This window comes from Paenibacillus sp. EB106-05-06-XG162 (assembly GCF_058791655.1).
In genome coordinates this window covers 46,798-72,055 of the sequence record NZ_JBYTDT010000008.1, presented here as the reverse complement: position 1 = coordinate 72,055, position 25,258 = coordinate 46,798, and the positions used below count along the sequence as shown (strand labels likewise).

The following is a 25,258-nucleotide window of genomic DNA, read 5'->3' as shown; positions in this document are numbered from 1 at the left end:
CCCTTTTACCCGATTATTAATTTACTAAATATATATCGCTTACATTGTATTTATTTAGTAAATTATGATGTCATTTTATCATCCAACTTTGAAATAATCAAGAGACTTGTTGCACAAAAAAGGGTAAAAAAAATAGAGCAGCTTATCCGCTGCTCTTGGGCCATTCTTACTACATTTCTTAAGGCGTGGTAGAAATGTATTTCCCTTTACTGGGAGCCTTTACATCAGCATCAGTTCTAGCCAATTGTCGCCCCGCCTGCCGATAATACCATATCGTTACCAAGCAAATAGCGGCTGCAATGGTGAAGACCCAATGACCTGGCCATCCTTCATACACGAGGCCTCCTAACCAAGGGCCTAACATCCGTCCAACTGTAGAGGACGCGGCACAAGCTCCGAGCACCTTTCCTTTCGAGCTGCCGTCCGCAGATTCTACCATCCATGCTGGCACAGCCGGGAAGACCAGCACTTCCCCGCAAGTCATGATGATCATCGCGAGCACGAATTGCCAGTACGATGATGCAAAACCGACGAGCAAGAGACCGGCGGTGAAGAAGAAAGTCCCCCACCGAATTTGTGTCTGCAGCGCGATCTGGAACCGACGTATAAGCCATGTTTTGAGCGGATGCGACAGCAGAATAAGCCCGCCATTGACCGTCCATAGCAGACTGTATAATGCGAAAGAAATTCCCTGCACCTTGGCGTGAAGCGGAACAACCGCAGACCACTGCGAGTAACAGAGCCATGAGACGGCAAAACCGATACAAGCTGCAATAACCGCACGCCCCGAACTGCTGTTCCATAATCGTCCGTCCCGTTGACTTCGCGATGGACTCATTGCGTCTCGATGCCCCTGATGCGGCTGACGTATTAGACCGGCGAACAATACGAAGAACACGACATACAATAACGCATTGCCGAAAAACACAAGCTGGAATGACAAATTCGCCACAAAGCCGCCAAGCGCCGCACCCAGCGCCATCCCGACATTTTGCGACACGAATAGAATATTAACCGCGCGCTGCTCTTCCCCTGGACAGCCTGTTACTGCCATGGCATTTAAGATCGGATAGACGAAGCCGCTGAAAAGACCCAGCAAAGTTAAGAGCACCGCATAAGTGTATAGATCATTCGCCAACCCCATTGCTGCTACCGCACAAGCTGAGCCTGCTATCGCGCAGAGAACGGGAAGCTTGCCGCCCCAGCGATCAAATAGGATCCCCCCAATCAAATTGCCAACAAATGCAGCTCCGCTATTCAGCAGCAGCACTAAACCCGCCATACTTAGCGTCCCACCGAACTGCTCATGCATATAGAGCGTATTGATGGGCCATACGAGCGTCAGACCAGTCGATAGAACAATCGCACATAACGATAACCGCCGGAGCAAATGTGTACTATTTAACGTATCCACATGATGTGCATCCCCTCTATTTGTTTTTACTAAAATAGTGTAATTAAATTTACTAAAATATTCAATAGAATCTTCTTCCCTTATCCTTTCATCTCCGCACCGCAGCTCTTCCGAATGATCAACTTCGTCGGAACGGTGACATGCAGCGACACCTCACGGCCTTTCAACCGATCTGCCATCAGCTTCACAGCCGTTACCCCCATTTCCTCTGCGTACACTTTGACTGTCGTTAACGGGGGCGTCACGAACGAGGCCATTTGAATATCGTCAATGCTTACCATTGCAATATCCTCTGGTATTCTCAGTTCTGCTTCATTCGCTGCCTTAATCGCCGCAATCGCCATCGGGTCACTGCCAATTAAGAGCGCTGTTGGCCGTTCCTTCAATTGCAGCATCTGCTGCATCAATCGATACCCTTCTTCGGTTCGCCAATCTCCCACGAATACGAGGTTCGGATCGAACAGCCCACGCTCTTTCATCATAGCTTCATACTCTAACTGACGATGATCTACATTATGTACTCTTCCTTCTGCTTTGCGAATATAGCTCACCCCGCCAATATATCCGATTTTGCGATGCCCCAGTTCGAACAAATGCTCCATCGCGTTTCTTGCAGCTTTCCGGAGATCGAACATCACCGAATCACAGCTATCATTCAGCATATAATCGATAAATACGATCGGCTTTGCATCATTTATCGACTTCTGCACTACATCCAAGTCCACCTTACCGATCACAAGAAGCCCGTCCAATTGTTCGGAATCAACCTCTTGATTATTGTCCATTAACCGAAATACCTTTGTCACATTCATGCCTTGCTTCGCGCATTCTCGCTCGATCCCTTCACGGATCGACAAATAATAAGGATCAGAGAACTCCAGCTGCTCTGAGCACCAAATGACCAGCCCCATGTTCAGCATCTCCACAGCTGTGTCGCCGTTCTTCTTGCGTGCACGATTGCCGCCCTTCTTATATTCAAGTGCCTTCGCAGCATCCAGGATCCGCTGTCTCGTCTCTTCGGATACTTGAAGACTATAGTCCTGATTCAACACCCGAGACACGGCTGCGCTTGAGACGCCAGCTCGATCTGCTATATCTTTAATCGTCGCCATCCGTTCCCCTCCTTCACACGTTACCTTTTACTAAATACCATACCAGTAGTTACAAGGGTGCGCAACACGTTAGAGAACATTGCCGTAACACACAAAAACGACCTCATGACGAGGCTGTCTCTTGCAATCCAATCGATGTTCGGTAATTTTCCCACCCATAACATGACACTCAACTCTCGTTACCGTCATACATGATGAATCGAACAGGCTGCTGGCGTTTTTCAGAACGGTGTGCCGATTATTCCCTCGGGATTGAAGACTTTGCTCGAGACAGGTGCTACGCTGACATAAGTGCAATCGATACCTAAAAAAGGACACCCCGAGGGGTGCCCTTTTCCTGTGCTATGACGCAATTTTAGCTATGCTGCTGCAAATCGCAACTTCATTACTCCGCTAGCACTTTCAACAATCTGCTCAAGAACACAGCTGTCTCTGCACGTGTCGTATTGCCGCTTGGATTGATCAGACCATTATTGCCTTGGATCAGCCCTTGCTCGATCATGCCTGCAATACTGTCCGCTGCATAGTCTGCCACCTTGCCAGCATCCTTGAAGGAATCCAGCGCAGTGAGGTCGCCTTTGAGCTCTTTCGCTTGCGCTACAGCTAGCGCCCGCGCAGCCATGACCATCATATCCTGACGAGAGATCTTCGCCTTCGGAGTGAATTGATCTCCGTTCGTGCCTGTCACGATACCAAGCTGCTTCGCAATCGCTACAGCTTCATGATAATAAGCTTGTGCATCGACGTCGGCGAATGCCGCTCCCGCTTCCGCCTTCAGATTCAGAGCTCTGACCAGCATCAGGACGAAATCTGCACGGCTTACTTGTTCAGCCGGACTGAATTCGGCAGCAGACGTTCCTTGCACGATGCCTAACGATGCCAATTGCTCAATTGCTTGCTGTGCCCATGCATGCTTACCGAGGTCTGTGAAGGACGCAGCCAGCCCCGTATAGGATACCGCGTAGACACCAGCTTGGTTCGCTTGGAAACGTAGCTGCTTGTCAGCAGCGGAGTATGCCGCTCCCTTAACTACGGTTGCAACACCTTGATCATTAATCCATAGAACTCCGATGCTGGAAGCCAATTCTTTGCCTGTTAGTACGTAAGGCACTTTAACCAGTACGGAAGCCTTATCGTTCTTCCAAGCTACCGACTTGCCATCCATTTGTACGGACAATTGTACAATCGGTCGGTTACCCACTTGCGCCTGTGCCGAAGCGTTCAAGGATTTGCGATCCCCTGCGCTTACGATCACCCGCACTTGCTTGCCGAGCTCCGACTTCGCGAACATCTGGCCGTTCAATACGGCCGATGCATTCGGCGTGCTTACTTCAATCACCAGATTCGGATTCTCGGACAAGAACGAAGCTGGAAGATCAAGCGCATAACCTGCTGCATTGCCATTTTTCTTCAGTTCAACGATGACCGTCTGCTTGCCGGATGCATCGGCTTTCGCTCCTGTGATCGCTTTCTTCAGATCCTGCTCGCTAATCGTACCCACAGCCGTTGTGCCATCGAGCTTCGAGCTAACGGTTGCTTTCACGGAACCGTCCGCTTGCGGCTGGATGTCGACTGTTGGAGCAGTAGAACCACCACCGCCATTGTTTCCGCCTGGTCCAGGGTTACCAGGGGGATTAGGGTCGGACTTCTTATTGTATTCGAAGCTAACTTTGACCGACTCACTCTTGCCATCGATCGACAGGAATGCATTATAAATACCCTGTACTTCGGCTTTAATCGTGAACGCGAACTCAATTTTACCATTCGCCGTGCTTGCTTTCTGTTCTTCGTAATTGATTTTGTTATGTGGATCAAAAACTTTTAGGTTGACCATGGATTGATCAGCGTTCATCACAAGGCCGTTAATTGTTACTTTTTTCGTTGCATTATCAATCGTTGCTTGCACGCCATCAATCGCCTTCACGTCTACTCCACCCGAGAGGTTATAGACGCCAAATTCATAGAAGGAATAGCCGTACTCGGTATTTCTCTCTACCCCTTGGAATTTGATATATCTCGCGGAGATCGGGCTGAACTGAACCGTCTCTTTGCCGTCATGCGCCGTAATGACGCCATCGTTCGGCATGACATTCTTCCAAGTCAGCTTATCGTTCGATACGAGCAGCTTGTAAGTCTTCGCACGAGCATACTCCCAATCGATGCGAACGGTATCCATCAGGACCGGTTTGCCGAGATCCACTTGGAATGACGTGTTGTCGACATATTCACTCGCCCATCGGGAAGATGGGAACCCATCCACCGCTTTAGCTGGCGCATAATTCGCATTATTGCCTTCCGTCGATGATGCTTCCGCGGATTTACCCTGCGCCAAATTGCCTGTGAGGTAATAGACGCTTTCTTTCAGCGTATTGTAAGCCTCATCTTTGATCTTGCCTGCTTTCTTGAACTCATCCAGCTTCGCGTTGAAGCCTTTGAGATATTTCGTAACCTGCGCTGCATCTTTACCCTCGTTGCGCTTCATCATTTCGAGGTAGTTGTTCAGCGCCGGCGCTACAACCGCATCCGTGTACTGATTCGCTTTCTGGTAACGGTCTACTAACGTCTGAATGCCAGCCGCATTCGTCGTTGCTTCGATCACGTACGATTTCGTCACCATACGTCCCGCCGTAACGGTAATGGCGAGCTCATGCTTGCCGAGTTTGCCTGCGAGCGGAATAACGGTACCCGCTGTATAAGGCTTGCCGTCATACGTCGCCGTCACTTTCGTCAGACCATCATCCTTTTGGAGTTTCCATGTAAAGGATACGGATTCTGAATCAAGCAGCTTCATGCCGCTTTGGAAATCCTTGCCGTTCATCTGAACGTCTACCTCGGATGGCTGGTCCTCATTAATCTTATAAGTCCCCTTCACGAATTCATACAGCCAATCGTATAGAACGCGTGTCGCTGGATCTTTGCTGACCGCAGTGTTATAGACCGCGTTGTTGCCTTGATAGTACGATTTGAAGCCTTCCGTCATTAGACCTGTTCTTGCACCGTTGTTCAAGTAATCGATATACCGCTCGCGGAACACGCCGTCCGTCAGCATCCGATCATCGAACTCCAGTTCATTGGACATGCCGTACTGCTTCGCCAGATTCGCGGAATCCTCCAAGCGCTCAATATCCGTCGGCTCGAAGAAGTAGTTCGGTTGGATTGTGACAGCATCAAAGCCGACATCCTTCCACATAAACGCTTTATAAGCAAAGAAGTGCGGAATCCAAAAGAACTTGAGGTCTTTGTCGCTAATCTTCATGTCATGCAGGCTGCTGCTCACCGAACGGATGAGATCCGGTCCTGACGCGCTTGTGCTGATTTGTTCTTCTAACCAGTACATGCCTACAAGCTCAAGATTAGCATAATTTTTCGCTTCCCACTTGGCTTTAACTTGCTGCAGCCACCACTGAACCGCTTTTTCCCGGTTCGCTAAGGCTTTATCTTTACCAGCGGCTGCATCATTAAAGTTCAAGGACTCCCCGCCTTGTTCAATAGCGCCGAAATCTTTGATCGACTCGCCCGGATCCGGGATCATAAGGACAACCTTTTCCTTCACACCAGGCTGTTTCAGCGCATCGGATACTTCCTTAGCCGCTGCATCCAACTGATCCATATCACCGTCTTTTGCGAAGGTTTTTTCCAGATACCATTTCCAATCTTCCAGATAAGCACGCCCGCCGAAATCGCGACCTGGAGTTGGCGGGTTAATGCCGAGGTACAGAACGCCGTCGAAGAGGCGATCCTTAATATTGTTGTTCGTATCTACATAACTGATGTTCGGGATAATGCGCTCTTTCGTCCATGTGCCGAGGTTATTCGCATATTGCCCATTGTACAGCAGCCCAAGTTGCTTAATACCTGCTGTCTCTTCACCAGGTGCCAAGAATTTCGGCGTCTGCGTCGGAACGGTTACCGCTCCAGCGATTTTGCCATCTTGGCCGAGAATTTCAATTTCATCCACGAATGTCATCGCACGCGTATGCATTGTGAACGTGACTTTTACATAACGAGCATAGGCGATTTTTGCATCTGCTCCAACGCTCTTAATTCCGTCTTTGCTACCATCCCACTGGTAGGTTTCATCATAGGTTCCGTCTCTCCAGAGTTCCTGTGTCGCACTGTCCTTGAGCAATCCCCAATTCACTTTGTCATCGGAGACATACATCGAGACCGTCAGAGGCACGAGCACATTGTTGGTTGGCCAACTTTCTAGGAAATGCGCTTTAATCTTGGAGATCGATTTCTGTTCGCCTAGATCGAACACAACTTCGCGCGTTTTCTTTCGCAGATGCCCGACCCATGCCGGATCTTTGAAATCCGGTTTGCCGTTGACCGTCTTGGCATATTTGCCATCTGTCAGCTTCTTCTGGCCATCCGGATAGGATGCCTCAGGCTCCTGCGACCAGCTATAAGGAAGCCCGAACGCAAGATTGCGTTCCAAGGATGCCGGCTGATCAGAGAGTGAATACACGCCAAACTCATAGAAGGAATAGCCGTAGCCTGTCGCCCGCTTTACGCCTTCGAATTTGATATATCTTGCCGTAACCGGATTGAATTGAACCGTTTCTTTGCCATCTTGCGCTTTAATAATGCCGTCATTCGGCATCACATTGGTCCAAGTCTTCTTATCGTCCGATACGAGCAGCTTATACGTGTCGGCGCGAGCACCTTCCCAACTGATGCGGACCGTATCCATCGCCGTCGGCTGACCCAGGTCAACTAGGAACCAGTTCGCGTCATCATAGTGGCTAGCCCAGCGAGTCGCTTGGAATCCGTCCACCGCGTTGGATGGGACATAATTCGGATTATTATTTTCAATCGACGATACTTCAACAGGTTTGCCTTGAGCGAGACTGCCTGCCAGGTAATAGACGCTTTCCTTCAGCATCGTATAGGCATCGCCCGCAATGCTCTTCTTCAGTTGATCCAGCTTCGTATTGAAGCTCTTCAGAGACTTCGTGAATTCAGCTGGATTGGCGCCGCCTTCCGCCTGTTTCATAGCTTCTAGGTCGACTTTAAGCGCCGCTGCATCGTTGTTCTTCATTTTCCCGTCAATGACGTAACTGTCCACGAGAGCTATCATCGTCGCAGCATCCGTCTTCACTTCGAAAGTAAACGATGTTTTCTTCGATTTCCCCGAAGTGACGGTCACATCCAACATATGCTTGCCAAACATATTCTTCAACGTGATTTCCGTCCCTGCCGTGTAAGGCTTGCCATCATACATCGCAGAAACTTTGATCACACTTGGATCGGCAGCATCTTTAAGGTTCCATGTAAATGCCACTTTCTCGGAATCCGCTAGAACTTGACCTGCCTCAAACGGCTTGCCGTTCATCTTCACTTCCACTTCCGGTGGAGCGGCATTATTAACTTTGTATTCGCCTTTGACATAGTCTCTCAGCCAGTCATACAGGATCCGATTGGCCGGATCTGTGCTCACCGCACTATCATACACGGCATTATTGCCTTGGTAGTAAGCGTTGAAGCCATTTGCCATCAACCCAGTCTCCACACCGCTGTTCAAATAATCGATATACCGCTCCCGGAACACGCCGTCCGTCAGCATCCGATCATCGAACTCGAACTCGTTCGTCATCCCATAACGCTTCGCGATGTTTGAAGCATCTTCAAAACGATCATAACCTGTCGGCTCGAAGAAATAGTTCGGTTGGAACGCTACCGCATCGAAGCCAACATCTTTCCACATATAAGCCTTATACGCCAAGAAATGCGGAATCCAGAAAAATTTCATAGTGTCCGCATGTACTTGCCCACTTACAGCCTTTATCAAGTCCGGACCGGCTGCATCGATGCCGATCTGCTCTTCCAGCCAGTACATACCAACGAGTTCAAGGTTGGAATAGTTCCCAGCAGCCCAACGCGCCTTCACTTCGTTAATATACCACTGCGTTGCCTTCGCACGATTTGAAAGCGCTTGCGGTTCATGACCAGTAAAGTTAAGATTCCCGTCACCAAGATCTCCGAAATTGGACACTCCCTCATCCGGATACGGAATCATGAGCACAACCTTGGTCTTATGATTCGGTTCGCCGAGCTTCCCACTGACTTCCACCGTCGCATCATTCAGGTGCTTCATATCGCCATCTGCCGCGAAAGTTTTATTCAAATACCATTTCCAGTCTGCAAGAATGGACGGATCACCCGACCCCGCCCCGAAACTGCGACCTTCCGGAGAGTTCGTCCCGAGATAAAGGACGCCGTCGAAGAGCCATTCTGTCGGCTGCTTCGTAACTTTATCCACGTAACTGATATTCGGAATAATGCGATCCTTCGACCAATCGCCTTTACCGCCAGCATAATGTCCATTATAGAGCAGCCCTAGATCCTCGATCCCCGCCGTCGCTTCGCCAGGCGCCAAGAGCTTCGACTCATGTGACGGCACGGTTACCGCTCCCGCTGCTTGCCCGTCTTGACCGATAATTTCAATCTCATCCACGAGTGTCATCGCCGAAGGATGCATGGAGAACATCACTTTCACGTACCGTGCATATGCGATTTTCGCATCTGGTCCGATCGGTTTAATGCCGTCCTTGCTTCCATCCCACTGGTACGTCTCATCGTATTTGCCGTTATTCCACAGTTTCTGTGTGGCATTATCTTTGAGCAATCCCCAGTTCACCTTGTCATCGGAGACGTACATCGAGACCGTTAACGGCAAGAGCACGTTATTCGATGGCCAATCTTCTAAGAAATGCGCTTTAATAGCCGTGATGGACTTCTTATCTCCGAGATCGAACACGACTTCGCGTGTCTTCTTCAAATGATGTCCAACCCATGCTTTGTCGGATCTATCGTTCGCTCCATATTTGCCATCCGTCAATTTGTTGTCGACGTCCGGATAAGATGCTTCCGGCTCTTCTGACCACTCATAAGACAGTCCTGCAGCCAGGTTGCGATAGACGTCGTTGTATACCGATGCAGTGACACCCTCTGCGTTAGCAATCGGTTGAACCAATGGATCAACCGGATCGACTCCGCCAGGCAGGTCGGTTGACGTCTGTTCTTTTTTCTGTGTAGGCAGCGCCTCTTCCGCTTGCGCGATCGGCATCATCGTTACGATCATGATCGCAACCATGACTAGCGCAACCCATTTTCTACTCCTCTTCATATCGTGCTAACTCCCTTCTGATTCTTGAGTCAAGAAACATCAAATTCCCAAATGGTATGCGCTTCCATTTCAGCTTACCTCGATGCTCTTTCCTCCCTTCCGAGATTCCGACACGTCATAGAAGCTTATAACATATGTCAATGTCCTTACAGTAACATTATGAAAAGTGGCCTTCCTTTCAAATAGATAATTTATGACATTGGGTATACACTTGTTGACATGAAGGCCCTCATGTCGCGTTTTTATAGGTATAAAGATAGCGCTTACCTCCTTAGGTCCTACCTTTTCTCTCTTAACTGTCCAACAAAAAACTCCCGGCATGATAGACCGAGAGTTTCGCGTAATCGTGACATCTCATATAAAACCACAGCCGTAAGAGGTTGCGGATTTACATAGTGGGGCAGATCATGACACTTGCTGCTATGGGTGTAATAAACAGGTAGCACTTTCCCATACAATTAAGATGAAAACCCGACCTCAATCCGGTCGGGTTTTTGTCCCATTTTCCAATTACACTTGCTTAAACTCGATCCAATCAATCTGCATGCCTGGTTTGACAAAATCAAACTTCAGTTCATATACGCCTGTTTCCAGTTCGATTTTCAGCAGCTTCAACTGGATCCAACTGCCTTCTGTACCGTTGGTTTGAATCGTCGTCACCGTCTGATCGTTCAAGGTTACGTTACATGCGCTCTGAGCCAACTCGTTATCCGGTGACATGACATGAGCAAAGATCCGATATACCCCAGCCTGTTCAACCTTCATCAAGGTGGACCCTGTCGCAGAAACTGTAACCTGTGCATTGTGGGATAATGCTTGCACTTGTTCCGACGAAAGCGTTGGATTCGCTTTAAAAGCTAGGATTGTTTCTTCAATCACTTGCGCTCTGGAGAACACCGGTGCTTGCATCAAGAACTCACAAATATTCGTAGCACAGCGCTGCAGCTCACCGCGGGTTAAGGAGCCGTTAGCCAAGGATTCAATCGTATTGTCTCCCCAAATATTCGTCTCCGCGCCGTAGTTACCCACAACCATATACAGATCGTTTTGTGCACGGACCATCATATTCGTAAGTTTCCGATCCGCAGGCCCTCCATGAACAACATCATTCATGATGGCCCACCAATCCGTCATCACGATGCCTTTGAAGCCCCATTCCCCACGCAGAATCGTGGTGTTCATATCATAATTCGACGCCGCCCAATGCCCGTTAATGGGATTGTAGGAGGTCATGATCGAATTTGCACCGCCCTGTTTGACCGCGATTTCAAATCCTCTCAGATAAATCTCCCGAAGGGCGCGTTCAGATACAACGGCATTTACCTTGCTGCGGTGCTTCTCCTGGTTATTACAAGCGAAATGCTTCAACGTGCCATTCGAGCCGCCTTTCATAATACCGCGCGTGCACGCTGCAGCGAACATCCCGGAAACGAGCGGATCTTCCGAGAAATACTCAAAATTACGCCCATTCAGCGGACTGCGCCGAATATTTAATCCCGGTCCAAGCAAAGCGTCGATGTTATTGCTTAATAATTCTTGGCCTTCCATGACGTAAAGTTCTTCGACCAATTCGGTGTTCCATGTTGCAGCAAGCAAGGTTCCAATGGCTACTTGCGTCGCCTTCTGACCGCTATCCATCCGAATCCCAGACGGACCGTCCGCCGTACAGGCAACCGGAATGCCATAACGGAGCAACGGATCACTTACACCCCCGAAGGCTGAAGCCGTACCCGGTGTGACGAGCGGACTGCTCATACCTTCTCCTCTAACGATGGCGGCAAGATCCTCATCGCTAAGCTGAGCGATAAAAGCTTCCATGCTCACTTTCTCGTCATAAACGTCTCTTAACGTATACCCTTGGTTTCCCGTCTGCTCCAGCGTCTTAGGAAGATTCTGCTCGATCCGTTCCGCCATCGAAACCTTGCGTGTCGACACCTCTGCATAGGTAAGTTCATAGGTACCGTCTTCATTCCGAGTGCCCGGTTTCATTCGTGTAAAGCTTTCCGTTGGCGCCATCGCCTCTTGCAGCTGTTCTACGACTTGAAGAGTCTCCACGACGTATCCTTTTTGTCCTTCAACGTCGATTTCCACGACATTCTTGACACTATTCCCCACGTACAGGTGATACGTTCCGGCTTCCAACACATAGGCGGAAGGATGTCCTGTCACTCCGACGTCATCATAAGAAGCCATCGCATGAATAGGGAAACTCACGGTAAGACGCTGCGATTCGCCTGGCTGAAGCTCCTTTGTCTTTACGAATGCTGCCAAGACTCTTGCCGGTTGGCCCAACTTCCCTTGCGGCGCTTCATAATAAACTTGAACGACCTCTTTACCTGCAAATTCAGCTCCCGTATTTTGTACAGTTACGCCGATTTCAATGTATTGTTTCCCCTCTTTGACGGTCAGCTTAGCTTCCTCAGGTGTTATGCTAAATACGGTGTAAGATAAGCCATAACCGAATTCAAACTGGACCTTATTGGGTTGAAACGTTTCGAAAAAACGGTAACCGACGTAGATATCTTCTTCATACACGCTTCTTAGCTCATGGCCGTAGTTGCGAGTTGAAGGATAATCGTCGATCGAATATGCAATCGTATCCGTTAATTTACCGCTCGGTGTCACGTCACCAGCCAGCACGTCTGCAATAGCATTGCCGCCTTCCATGCCGCCATGCCAAGCGTAGATCACGCATGAAATCGGGTGCACGTAGCTGGCATCAATCATCCAGCTCATATCAATAATATTCGATACGTTGAGTACAACAGCCGTTTGTTCAAAATATGTGGTCACCCGCTTCAGCATAGCTTTTTCTTCTGCCGTCAACTGATAACTTCCCGGGGCATCAGCATTATCTTGATCTTCTCCTGCCGTACGTCCGATCACAATGATCGCCTGGTCGGATTTGTTTCTTGCTTCCTTCACCAGCTCGTCGGTTAGAGGCATCTCCTTCTGGTGCCACGGCTCAGCCGCCCAACCGCCTCCGCCATTATCGAATGGATTCTGTTCAATCCATTTCTCATATACCGCTGCTAACTCTTCATTGACGGTGATATTCTCTTTACTCCGAAGGCCGTCTAACAGATTGGTTGTATGGGTAATATGGACACTGCCGCCCGAACCTGTACCGCTGCGATAATAATTAACCTGGGTTCTGCCAAAAATCGAAACGTTTCGCCGAACGGGAAAAAAATTCCCTTCATTCTTTAACAATACAGCACCTTCTGCGGCTACTTTTCTGCTAAATTCAGCGAAGCCTTCTAATGGAACTCCAAATTTTTGGTTTTTCAATACATTCCCTCCACGATATTAATTAATTTATAACACTTATAGATTACTTCCAATCGTCTTAGTATCATATTAACAAATCTATAGACAAATATGGAAGGTAAATCTCGCTGCAATTCAATGATTTTACGGAAATATTCTTGTTAAAAGTAAAAACCCAACCTTATGGTCGGGTTCCTATCATTCCGTTCACTTCATTTTTGCAAAATATAATCGATACGATTCGATTAACCACATTGGGAACAAATAAGGACAAGAACGGCATGTCTAGCCGCAAACATCATTTCCAACAAGAAAATATACCTAAAACTCAGTTCGCATCGCGAGACAATTCACATTATGTATGTACAGTCTTCGCTGCTAGGCGCATAAAGGGCTGTCCTCTGTCATCTTCGATGACCTGGACAGCCCCTCTTCGTGTAGCTCGTTCGTCAGACTATTTTTTCAGAATCGCAAAGCCCTTTTTCAGGTTTAAATCTTTGAACATTTGATCAAACTTCTTGCCGTCAGCCGATTGAGTGTCAAACGGGTTGGATTGAGGTGTTGTAACGACATATACCATACCGTTTGCCTCAGCAACTACACCTCCGATTTGGCTCTTGTCATCATCCGAAAGCTTGTTCCAATCGTTCTGTGCGAAGACAGAGATGGTAATTAACGATTGGGAATCTTTTTGATCCTTCGTTGTGTAGTCAAAGTAAACGACATGCTTGGCCGAAGGGAACATGCTGTCGGACTTTTCAGCGCGCACCTTATAGTTACCATTCCAAGAGGAAGGTATTTCTACACTGAAGTTTGCTTCGGTATTTTTGTAAATCGAGCTTTTCACACTGTCCTTGGACGAATTGGATTCGTTATTCGTCTTTGTAATTTTTTTACCGATCAGTTTCCAACTGCTTTTGTTCCATTGCCAGGTCGAAGTCACGTAAGCTGTTGTATCCCCAGCGGTAGTTCCAACTCGCTCAACTCCCTGCAAACCGTAAGCACCTTTTTTGTTCAAAGCGATTGGTTTTAGCTCAGTGAAGGCATTTCCCTCCACTCCGATCTTACCTTTGGCAAGCCCTGGCTGTGGAAGTTCTACAGTCTTGTTGTTTTTCAACGCGAAAATATGGCTTGTCTTATAACCGCCGTTTCCACCATCATCTGCAGTAACCATGATATCGGCTACTTTATCATTGTTAAGATCCGGAACGAGGAGTACAGGAGAATACCCGCCGTCATGCAACGGAAAAGAGGTCGTTTTCTTTGTCTTCCCATTCTGAATAACAAGCAGCAATTCCTCATTATATATATCGCTTGCCTTCTCCTTCTGGCCATAAAGTGTGATGATGTCCGCTTTTTTGTCACCAGTCACGTCGACTTGTTTTTGCACCAGCTTGTGCATGTTGGCTGGCAGCTTAAAGCTATTATTGCTTGCGGCCATAGCGGTTCCGCTGAGTACGAGCGATGCAACCATAGTACTTGTAAGGATTTTTTTGAAGTTCATGTTGATTCCTGCTTTCTTTTTTAGGATGATAAGATGTTCTCTTCTTGATACAGTACTGACGTTACAGCGGGTTCAAAAAGTTTGACTTGTAAAAATTCCCTGCTCAACTTAATCATCCATTAACAAATGGAAGATATACTATTCATAAAGCAACATCCACTTCATTCATCAAAGAAAGGAACTCACCATATGGGGATTCATACGTATTTCCAATCACTAACGGATTTAGAGCGAATTATTCGATGCCCGGGTAAGTTCAAGTTTCAGGCGCATAGCGTATCCGAGCATTCTTGGAAGGTTGTTCAATATGCCAAAACCTTGGCAGATATTGAAGAAAGCAACGGCGCCACTGTCGATTGGAAGAAGCTATATGAAATCACGAGCAGTCATGATTACGGGGAAATTTTCATTGGCGATATCAAGACTCCCGTGAAGCACCATTCCCTGGAGCTTCGAGCGATGCTGCAGCAAGTCGAAGAAGGCATGGTCGCGCATTTCATTGAGGAGCATATTCCGGATGAATTCAAACCCATCTTCCGCAGACAACTGCGCGAAGGCAAAGACGATTCCTTGGAAGGGCTCATCCTAGAGGTCGCCGATAAAATGGATCAGGTCTATGAAGCTTTTGCAGAGCTTCAGCGAGGAAATACGGAGAAAGAATTTATCGTGATGTACCGTACTGCTCTAATCAAAATCAAAGAAATCAAGCTTCATTGCGTCGATTATTTCCTGCAGCATATTCTACCCGATTTGGTTCTTGAAGGAACACGATCTCCGATTGACATCGAAGGCATTACGAATGAGGCGTTATCCTCTTAGCTGACTACCAGCCCCTCTTTCGTCCCCATGTTTTATGGCCTACCGAAGAGAATTCAACGCAAATAAGCCAGCCTCATAAGGCTGGCTTATTCATATATCCACATCATGCAATCCAAATGATGCTGCTCCTACAACTTATTCAATACAGGCACTTGAATTGTCGGGACAGCCTCAAAGAAATTTGTTCTAATAATTTCTTCTTTCAGATACTGTGCTTGATTTATGCTGAAGTCAGCTCCAGATATAAACGTTTTATAAATATCTGCCAAGGAGTAGTCCGGAGACGTCAAAACTCCCTTTACTAGACTGAATAGATTAGCCTTGGAAACGACTTCGTCCGAATAATTGAATCCTTTATACTCATAAATGAGGGTGCTGAATTGATCCTCTCGTTCTCCGAAGTAGGGGCCCTCCCCGATCTTGTCCAGCTTTTGTAATGTTTTCGTATTGTTTTGACTGAGAGCTTCTAAAGCTCTCTATAGGCTGGCTGCATCATCTCTTGAGTAGGCTGATCCTCTTGGTACTCATAATATTGCGGCTGAACCGTCGGATGTATTTGTGCTTCCATGGGTACTGACGGCTGCTGATATGCCTCATCCACATACATAATTCTGCGCTGAACCTGCATGAGACCATTCACGACGCGAAGCGCGACCCAAAAAAGTACAAGGCCAACTCCTACGTACAACAGATATTGCTGATTATAGGTCCAATCTATATGAAAATAACTAAACAAGCTATTTTCTAAAATATCAAGCTGCATTTCATTCATCAAAATGATATGCACGACTGGAAGAGCAATCAATCCTAGTCCTAGCGAAATCACCGTTACCATAATAGCAAAGAATACAATGCCTGTAACAAATCTTAGTAATACGAGTAGCAGGTTTCGAATGAATAGCGCCCCGTCAAAACCTCTCATCATTCGCATCAACCAGTTCTGCCCAGCTTCAGACTGTCGATTGTAGGTATACGAAACAGGAGGAGTAGGTAAACCTAAAATTTGTCTAATCATGCTTTGTTCAAAATTCACAATCCCATTCAACAGCTTAGATACCCCAAAAAACAGCGGTATTCCGATAAATATTGGAGTTAAACCGATTGATAGTGCAAGTCCCGTTATCGCTACTGTAAAATAGATAATCCCTAATGGGAGGGATAACAATAAATAGAGGATCGTTGCATAGGTTTTTGGATTAAAAAGCACCCAACGCACCTTACCTGCCCGCGCCATTGCTGTCGCTTCTATTGCCTTCATATTCAAACACTCCCTTGGCTTCATAAGTCACGCTCTGAGTTATAAATCCATTATATCCGCCTTATTCGCCTGACATAACCGTCTTAGGGGGTATCTGAAGCTAGACCTTAGGCTAGGACTGGTCCTGATGATTTTGTGTACAGCCTAGACCCACTTGCGTAGAAAGCTATACAAATCCTCTTGGTGCAACAGATAAGATAGATTACAAGTGGTCCAACAATGAAGTAGAGTCTGACAGCAACGAGGGATGGACAACGTCTACAAACAATTGCTGCGCCTACATCGTCAGGAATTTGGTATTCGCATATACGTATTCAAGATGGGAACGAATATAAAAAAATCACACCGTCCATTCCATAATTCCAATATCTTTATTACTTAACACAAAGAATAGAGCTCCTTTTCTAACACACAAAAACACCTCGAGTGTCTTTCTGTATGCTCGATATGGCCACTCAACAATAAGTATATAGTCTCCAGTATACGTGAGAGTCAAGTTTTTTTAGAAAGATATTCTAATAAATTTGGATTTACAAGTTAGATGAAAAGCAAATATCCACAACCTCATGCGGTTGTGGATTTACATGGTGGAGGCGAGGGGAGTCGCACCCCTGTCCGAAGATAACGACACATAAGCTTCTACGGGTGTAGTCACGGTTTTGATGCCCCACCGACAAATGGGGTTTTCGACTATAAGGAGGAATATGCAAAAAAAAAAAAAAAGACAGCCACCCTCGAGGGAATGGCCGTATTAAACTCTCTAAACTTTTGAAACGCTATATTTTCTTCACAGGACGCAGCACGGCATAACCATACCCCTCCGGGAAATGTCTTTGGTAATCATACTTTGTTCCTTCATCCCAGACAAATCCCATCTCAGTTGGATCAAAATTCCATGCCTTTTGCTCAACAATGCTCATGACCTCTCCATTAGCTCTTAAGTAATCAAAGGGTGGATAGAAAAACGCCAAGTAATCGGACTCCGGAATGTCACGGCATTCCATCCCTTCCGGAATCTCTCCGTCATATTCGGCGGCCACTGGTATTCCATAGAGATATCCCTTCTGCCCATCCTGATAGAACCAGCCTGCAGTCTGTCCCAACTGTCCGGGAAGACAGAGATGGGACATGCTATCCAGCGTTCCGCTTATCTCATCGTAATTGTGTCCGTTGTTCCAGAAATCTCCGTAATTCTGGGAAGAAATATCCCATATCCCGATAAACTTGTGTGCAGGTATACGCTCAATTTTGATTTCTACTTCTTGCAAATTAACCTCAACCATCTTGCCCCTCTCCTTCACATTGAAATGATAAGGAGAGAACACTTCAACACGAATAGCCAACGGAATAGGCCGCGGTACTCTTCGATATACAGCCGGAGTAACATGAAAAGCTTTCACGAATGCCCGGGTAAAAGCCTCTTGTGAGGAAAATCCATACTTAATAGCAATATCAAGAATACGGGCATCCGTATCCCTCAGGTCAAGGGCTGCACAGCTAATTCGCCTCATCCATATATAATCTCTCAATGTCATTCCTGTTAGAGAATGAAACTTCTTAGTGCAGTAATAAGGTGAATACCCCAGTTGCTCGGACATTTTCAACAATGTAGGAGTCGAGGTGAGGTTATTATCGATCCAACTGATCATGAGCTGAACCATTTCGTTCCACTCGTACATGAAGCTTCCCTCCTTTCGACTCCATCATACCAAGCAGGATAAAGACATATTTGACTTGAGTTGCAGGTATTCCAAACGCTCATATTGATGGATTCGTTGTTAATGTCCACACAACTTGTACATGATTACACTATTATATCTATATGATGCACTACACAAACAAGCACAAATTTGAACATTAGGTTGGTGATATGCCTATGATCTATACAGCTCTTGGGGATTCCATTACATTTGGGAAAGATGCCTCCTCCAAAGTAAATGCTTATCCCCAATTGATAGTATCTGCATTAAACACACGCTCCCGTAAGGTTACTGGGCATGTTCTGGCTCGGTCTGGTTGGACCAGCAAAAATTTATTAGATGCAGTGTTATGGCGAGGCGCCTCAATGATTCATCAATCGGATGTGGTTTCTATATGGATCGGAGGAGTAGATTTAGCGAATGCCGCAATTTCTTCCCTTAGAAGTCAATCCCCCTTACCTGCCAAACAACTTGCAACCAACTATAGTCGAAATTTAGGCTCACTTCTCACTCTGATCAAAAAAAGAAGCCGTGCCCGAATCATTTGCTGTACGCAGTACAATCCATTTCCGAACAGCCCTCTAGCAGTCGAGTCGATCAGCCAATTTAATCGTATCATACAAGACTCAGCCCGTCGTTATGATGCCACGGTAGCCCCTGCTCATATGTGGTTTGAAGGAAACCAGTCCAATCTTATCTATGGATATCGCAACGGAAAAATTGAAGATGCATTAAGCGGATCTCTGCCCATTCACCCAAATGATCGGGGGCATCGCCTGATTGCAACGAGATTGAGCCCATATCTTATCCCCGGAAGGTAATCGCTATTCGCTTTTAGTGCCTCAAACGGTGCTTCCCATCGTCAGATTGAATTTTCGCTCCCTCCGCGCGGACTGAACCCAGGGTTCGACCCCTCGAGACTCCACCAATGCAAAAAGGACACCTCTGAGGTGTCCTTTTTCATATTGGTGGAGGCGAACCGTGGCTATGCAATACCACAATTCGCCGCCGAGGGTTCCATGTCCATACTTTTCAATCGTTTGATAACTATCTGAAAACGGAGCCATAAAGGTGATCATTTCCTCTGTAATAGCCCATCGGATGCATATTCCAGATGACTTTTTCTCAAAACGTTATTTATAATTAAATTTGGAATTAGCCCAGTGCTTTGACAAATGCTGTACCGAAATCTTTGGCACTGTCAGGACCATCGCCTGTAATAATATCATTATAGGCTACAACATGTTGTTCAACATACTCTACATTCGCGCGCCGATTGAGTATCGGCACGCACTGGCTACAGAAACAGCGTTTGTTCTGAACACGTATCAGGAAGCCGTAAAAACCGCTTAGTTGCTTATTTATGTACCCTCATCTTCAACAATACCGTTGTCCCATTTTACAAAAAAAAGAAAGTGCACCCCCTAGAATTCATCGATTAACCAAGTCGGCTTTACCAATTGAATTTTCTGGAAGGTGCACTTTTGTCCATTTGAAAATGGTATTTATTATTACATGTTAAAGGTAGTCATAAAACGATTAATAATTGCTGCGACTTCAGCACGTGATACAGCACCCGTCGGATCCAGCATGCCATTACCCTTACCAGAAAGTAACTGGTTGCTTACGGACCACTTCATGGCATCAACTGCCCAAGCTGAGATTTTCTTCGCATCTGTGAAAGCGACTAATGACTGGCTAGCGTTAACATTCAATTGGTTTGCTTTTGCATAATTGAAGAGCATCTGTACAAGTTGTTCACGAGTAATCGGTTGATCTGGAGCAAAGTGACTACTATCAACCCCATGGACAAAGTTATTCTGACTTGCCCAAGCTACCGCATCACTGTAATAGGCATTCGTAGTAACATCTTTGAAGTGACTTGACCCTACTTCTGGTTTACCAGCTAAGCGGTGCATAACCGTGACCAGCATACCACGAGTCATAGTTTGGTTCGGGCTAAACGTATTTGGTGCGGTACCCGTGAACAATCCATGCTCTACAACATAGTTAATGGATGAAACCGCCCAGTGATTCGAAACATCACTAAAAGTAACAACAGGTTTAGCAGGCTCAGTTGGCTTCTGAGGTTGCTCCGGAAGCTTCTCGAAAGTCACAACAATTTGATCAGAAGATTTCATACCTGTCAATTGAGTGAGTGCTCCCTTAGATATCCCATTGATCGTAACATCTTTAACCTGGTAACCTTTATCAGGTGTTATTGTAATATTGCCATTCGAATCAGCAGTAACTGTTCCTCCACCACCTGAGACAGACGCATTCGGCTTGCTAGAGTTGTTGCCTGGCGAAGTATTGCCTGATGACGAGCTATTGCCTGACGAGTTGTTAGAAGGGTTGGCTCTAACGATAAAGGTGTACGGTTTATCTACGCTGTGATTCCCGCGAGAGATCGTTGCAGTTAGTGTGATACTCATATCCCCCATGACAGAGGATGGACGTGTAACAACCGCGGTGTTGTTGTCGATGCGAATGACATTTGTATTACTGCTCTTCCATTCAATCTGTGTACCATGCAATCCTTCAGAAGGAAGGGGAATGTTAGTGGTAATCGCACTCGTATCACCAAGTGTTGAAGTTACACTAGTAATCGTATCGTTTACTGCCTGCTCATCACTGAGTGCGGTGACATCAACAAAGATCGGGTTGGAATAAAACCACAATCCTGTATAGTTACGGTCATTAATATTATTGAAGCGTTCCTCGTTCTGCTCCGGCGTGTCACTCCCCCTATCAAATGATTGATCTTGTAAAGGCTCTCCGCTAGCTGTAAAGCCTGCTACGTCTGTACCCAGATTCGTACCGCGCAAACGATAATAACGGTTTGTATCCGCAGGCACCTTATAAGAGACAGTATAATAGCCTTCGGCATCGGGTTGTCCCCAATCGTCTTGGGTAAAGCGTTTAATGACTTTCGTCGTGGCATTGGTTGTATTGCTGGCATATTGACTTTCATCGAGCTTACCAGTCACTTCCCCAGAGATTAGATCGACATGATCTACTTTGGTATCATTAGTGACTGAGGTATTATGCGGGCTGATTGGTGCGTAATTGTTGTGCTCTGGGCTCTTAAAGCGAATGCTGATTGTTGTAAGATCCCCTTCGGTTACCTGTAGGTTCTCGCCCATTTCAGCTTGAGCGCCATTTCCAGTGGCTTTGAAGTCAAGCGCATTGATGAGATCGCCATAAACCGCATAAGATTTACCTGAACGCATACCCTCAACAATATCTTTGAAGGTATTACCCTCGACCCAAGTATTGTTTCGCGAGTACTCGCTAGGCCAGTAACCGCTTGAATAACCCCGATTGCTGCTCACCTTAAAATGAAAGTCGGAATTTGTGAAGTTCCAGAAGTGGCGACCTTCACCAAGCATGGCATCCCACATTCCGCCGACCTTTGCGACCATGACATCAGCTCCGCCGTATACGTCAACTAATTCCGATCTATTCCCACCGGCTGCCATTTGGTTACCCGGCAACCCTTCCATGCCAAACACAATTTCAGGAGCAATATCATTCATCTTACGAATGTCTTCGATAGTGACAACACCCGTACTGCTGCCGTTATGTCTAGATGGATGGTTAAGCAATACATAACTCTCCGGGTAATTCGTTTTCAGCCATTCAATGGCTTCAAATGTTTTATTTTTATCGAGTTTCAACGTATTCTTATCAAGTCTCGGTCCCCAAAGAGCATCCTCATTTGAATGAAACATACCTGGAGTTGTATCGTAGCTGTACAACCATTCGAATTGATGAATAGCATCGATGGGTACTTCATTACTTTTGGAATCAATAATACCAACAGAACCATGATCCAAACCCATCATGTCCCATTCGAAGCCAGAATAAATGAATTTACCTGCGTATTTTCCAGTAGATTGGAGCGCTGCAAGCTTGTCCTGCTGTTCTTTAATCGCTTCCCAACGTGCAGTAGGCTTACTGTTACCATCTGGATCTCGCGGTGAATTGCGCAGATGATCAGATAGTACGATGAAATCAAAGGGATTGCCGTACGTCAGTGATGTGACTGTTTCTACAGGCTTATTGTCAAGATCCTCTCGAAACGCAGCGTCGAGTACATTTTCCAATTTCATAAAAGATTCGGATGCATCTGCCGATTGTATGGTGTGGGTATGGTACTCACCAGACATCCATCTTCCTGTTGAATTGGTGGAAGGTGTGTTCTCTGTTGCAGACACCGTCGCCATACTCTGTGCGAACATGAAAAAGGCGAATGAGGTACAAATTAAAGACTTCAGCTTGCTGTTCATGTAGTTATAATCCCCTTCGAATACATTATGATATCGATTTAAGTATATAGATGAACTGTAAATTTACATGTTAAAGAGTTGCAGTAATTTGTAAAAATATCGCTTGGGAGCACAACCTTCTATAACTTGTAGACTTTTCGTCTACAGGATAATCAAAAAATAGACTTCAATTTCTCTGATGTCTACAATCCGTCTACAATTCCGAGCAAATCAAAAGCCCGACCGCGTGAGGTCGGGCTTTTCATGGTGGAGGCGAACCACGGATGAGCAAATCCACAATTCGCCGCCGCGTGTTACTTAGATTACTTGATGATATGGTCTAGCACTAACATTCGACACTATCGATTTTGCGGGTTAACTATTATTGCTTAGCTTCAACGAATTGTATTAGCTTTGTCAACGCACTTGAGTAAATTGAGTCTTGTCTATGCACAAACCATACCTGCAAATCTCGGTACTCTTCAGGCAAGCGGTGGGAAGCAATCATGCCCTTCTCTTCCGCCTTGGCAATCGATGATCGTGGTAGCATAGACACACCGAGCCCCGTGGAAACCCCATCTAGAATAACGGCTAATGTGCCAAATTCCATAATTTGATATGTAGTCAGGCCAGTTCCTCTCAGAAAACTCTCCGCTTTTGCCCGATGCGTACATCCTACATCGAAAAACAACATCGGCTTCGAAAGCAACTCATGCATGTCGCTTTTTCCCGGCTCCGAGATCAGTACCAACTCCTCTTCAAAAGCCTCGATATGTTCTATATCTGGATGGTCAATGGGTCCATAGACAAAAGCCCCGTCAAGCTCGTAATCCAACACCTTTTGTAAGAGAGTATGTGTCACACCCGTCATGAGCGAGACATGAACATCCGGATATTGAGATTGATATTCGGCCAATAGAGGCGTCAGATGAATGACCGCAGTCGCTTCAATGGAACCTATCCGAAGAGGCCCTGATGGATGGTCCGAGTATTGTGTAGATTTCACTGCCTCGTCTATCAGAATCAGTATTTTATCCGCATATCCCAGTAAATTCTCGCCAGCCGGGGTTAGCGTCATCCCTCGATTGGATCGCCGAAAAAGAGGTGTTTTCAACTGCGCCTCAAGATACTGAATTCGGTTCGTCACATTAGACTGTACATAGTTCAACATTTGCGCAGCCTTGGTTATGCTCCCCTCTCGAGCTACAGCTTGAAATATTCTTAAATCTCCACTTTCCATTTCTATGTCACCTGCTTGGTATGATCATTTATGATACTCACATTCGGTTTTGTTCATTTTACTGTATGATTCCCACTCTGTACAATTCACAATAGATTCATCGAAATACGACTTACTGGAGGAGTTAGGATGAAAGCAATCATACATGCTGGGATGAACGGCTTGAAGGGCTTGACATATGAAGACGTTAGTGACAAACAACCGGGCTTCGGCGAAGTAAAAGTGAGGCTGAAAACTGCAGGGTTGAATCATCGAGACTTATTTCTCATGGCCGATCGAACAAATAAGGATGCTCCCCTGATTATGGGTTCTGACGGCGCGGGTAGAATTGAAGCGGTAGGTGAAGGCGTAACAAACCTTACAGTAGGTACCGATGTAATCATTAATCCGTGTATCGGATGGGAAATTACCCACGATGTCCCGACCCTTCCAGCCATCGTGGGCGGTCCTTCGGATGGTACATTCGCCGAGTCTATCATCATCCCTGCGCAAAATGCCGTCAGCAAACCAGGTTACTTGTCTTGGGAAGAAGCTGGCGTGTTGCCCTTGTCTGCCTTGACGGCCTATCGGGCTTTGTTCACGAGAGGTCGCTTACAGCAAGGCGAACATATCCTTATTCCGGGTATTGGTGGCGGTGTGGCGACCTATGCCATGCTTATGGCTTCAGCGGCGGGTGCACGAGTCAGTGTCACATCACGCAGTGAAACAAAGAGGCAAGCTGCTCTTGCACATGGAGCAGATCATGCCTTTGACAGTCATAGCGATTGGAAGGAAAGTATGAAAGGAGAAACAGTGGATCTCATTCTGGACAGTATCGGGCCAGCGACGTTCCAACACTACTTCGATGTCATTAAGCCGAATGGCCGTATCGTAACATTCGGCGCAAGCTCAGGAGATCGAATAGAATTAGCAGCTCGATCCATATTTTACCCCCAAATCAGTATCATCGGCACCTCCATGGGAAGCAGTGAAGAGTTCATTGCGATGCTTCAATTTATGGAACGCCACTCGATACGCCCTATCATTGATCGTGTCTATCCTTTACAAGACACCCTTCAAGCCTTTCAGCGAATGCAACAGGGAGAGCAATCTGGGAATATTGGAATAAGAATAGATTGAGACACATGCAATACGGATAGGCCTCTGATGGAAATGGACCCATAAAAGTCACGGCCTGCATCTCCACATTCGTCGGGGCCAGCTTGCTCTTCGTTCCTCGACAAACAGCATAAATCCACAACCGCTAGAGGTTGTGGATTTATTGGGTGGAGGCGAGGGGAATGTTCATATCTCCATCTTACTTGCTCACGATGTCTACCCTCCGTCGACGATATTAAAGGTGGGATATAAACGCCGTGCTCCCTTCGCTTCACTCCAGTCCGCGCGGACTGAACCCCTGTCCGAAGATAACGCAACATAAGCTTCTACGGGTGTAGTTACAGTTTTGATGTCACCTAGGCTGCTGCTAAACATGAAAAATTTACAATATTTTTTTATAAATCAAGTAGGAAAGGAGAACATAATAAAAGAAAGAGATAAGG

Annotated in this window: 13 protein-coding genes; 3 read left to right on the top strand and 10 right to left on the bottom strand. The window is 46.5% G+C overall.

Features of this window, described 5'->3' with window-relative positions; translation table 11 throughout:
- Positions 1 to 178 precede the first annotated feature (178 nt).
- From AC3WU2_RS17750 to AC3WU2_RS17730, 5 genes are all read right to left on the bottom strand, one after another.
- A complete protein-coding gene (locus tag AC3WU2_RS17750; RefSeq protein WP_492456443.1) occupies positions 179 to 1,414 on the bottom strand; it encodes an MDR family MFS transporter in 1,236 nt (411 codons plus the stop codon).
- 80 nt (positions 1,415 to 1,494) lie between these two features.
- On the bottom strand, positions 1,495 to 2,526 hold the full coding sequence (locus AC3WU2_RS17745; protein ID WP_018759119.1) for a LacI family DNA-binding transcriptional regulator: 1,032 nt from the start codon (positions 2,524 to 2,526) through the stop codon (positions 1,495 to 1,497).
- 385 nt (positions 2,527 to 2,911) lie between these two features.
- Complete coding sequence (locus tag AC3WU2_RS17740) at positions 2,912 to 9,655, bottom strand: DUF4855 domain-containing protein (protein WP_492456442.1); 6,744 nt, start codon at positions 9,653 to 9,655, stop codon at positions 2,912 to 2,914.
- 510 nt (positions 9,656 to 10,165) lie between these two features.
- Complete coding sequence (locus AC3WU2_RS17735) at positions 10,166 to 12,946, bottom strand: glycoside hydrolase family 3 C-terminal domain-containing protein (protein ID WP_492456441.1); 2,781 nt, start codon at positions 12,944 to 12,946, stop codon at positions 10,166 to 10,168.
- A 433-nt stretch (positions 12,947 to 13,379) separates the two neighbouring features.
- Positions 13,380 to 14,429 (bottom strand): YybI family spore inner coat protein, encoded by a 1,050-nt coding sequence (locus AC3WU2_RS17730; protein ID WP_492456439.1) that lies wholly within the window; start codon positions 14,427 to 14,429, stop codon positions 13,380 to 13,382.
- 189 nt (positions 14,430 to 14,618) lie between these two features.
- On the opposite strand from AC3WU2_RS17730, the gene AC3WU2_RS17725 reads away from it, so the two are divergent.
- The gene (locus AC3WU2_RS17725) at positions 14,619 to 15,248 is read left to right on the top strand and encodes an HD domain-containing protein (RefSeq protein WP_492456437.1); all 630 of its coding nucleotides are present in this window, start codon (positions 14,619 to 14,621) and stop codon (positions 15,246 to 15,248) included.
- Between the two features lie 466 nt (positions 15,249 to 15,714).
- Here the strand turns inward: AC3WU2_RS17725 and AC3WU2_RS17720 are convergent, their stop codons facing one another.
- A complete protein-coding gene (locus AC3WU2_RS17720; protein WP_492456435.1) occupies positions 15,715 to 16,506 on the bottom strand; it encodes a sensor domain-containing protein in 792 nt (263 codons plus the stop codon).
- Between the two features lie 776 nt (positions 16,507 to 17,282).
- Positions 17,283 to 18,185 (bottom strand): helix-turn-helix domain-containing protein, encoded by a 903-nt coding sequence (locus AC3WU2_RS17715; RefSeq protein ID WP_492456433.1) that lies wholly within the window; start codon positions 18,183 to 18,185, stop codon positions 17,283 to 17,285.
- Positions 18,186 to 18,382: 197 nt separating this feature from the next.
- On the opposite strand from AC3WU2_RS17715, the gene AC3WU2_RS17710 reads away from it, so the two are divergent.
- Positions 18,383 to 19,027, top strand: a complete 645-nt coding sequence (locus tag AC3WU2_RS17710; protein WP_492456431.1) for an SGNH/GDSL hydrolase family protein — start codon at positions 18,383 to 18,385, stop codon at positions 19,025 to 19,027.
- A 334-nt stretch (positions 19,028 to 19,361) separates the two neighbouring features.
- Here AC3WU2_RS17710 and AC3WU2_RS17705 read toward each other — a convergent pair whose 3' ends face one another.
- The 3 genes from AC3WU2_RS17705 to AC3WU2_RS17695 all read right to left on the bottom strand — a co-directional run bounded on the left by AC3WU2_RS17705 (position 19,362) and on the right by AC3WU2_RS17695 (position 23,717).
- Positions 19,362 to 19,496: a hypothetical protein gene (locus tag AC3WU2_RS17705; RefSeq protein ID WP_492456429.1), complete on the bottom strand. Its 135-nt coding sequence runs from the start codon at positions 19,494 to 19,496 to the stop codon at positions 19,362 to 19,364.
- A 221-nt stretch (positions 19,497 to 19,717) separates the two neighbouring features.
- Positions 19,718 to 22,498: an S-layer homology domain-containing protein gene (locus AC3WU2_RS17700; RefSeq protein ID WP_492456427.1), complete on the bottom strand. Its 2,781-nt coding sequence runs from the start codon at positions 22,496 to 22,498 to the stop codon at positions 19,718 to 19,720.
- A 361-nt stretch (positions 22,499 to 22,859) separates the two neighbouring features.
- On the bottom strand, positions 22,860 to 23,717 hold the full coding sequence (locus tag AC3WU2_RS17695) for a LysR family transcriptional regulator (protein ID WP_492456425.1): 858 nt from the start codon (positions 23,715 to 23,717) through the stop codon (positions 22,860 to 22,862).
- 129 nt (positions 23,718 to 23,846) lie between these two features.
- On the opposite strand from AC3WU2_RS17695, the gene AC3WU2_RS17690 reads away from it, so the two are divergent.
- Positions 23,847 to 24,836, top strand: coding sequence for a zinc-binding dehydrogenase (locus AC3WU2_RS17690; RefSeq protein WP_492456423.1), 990 nt, complete (start codon positions 23,847 to 23,849; stop codon positions 24,834 to 24,836).
- Positions 24,837 to 25,258: the final 422 nt, after the last annotated feature.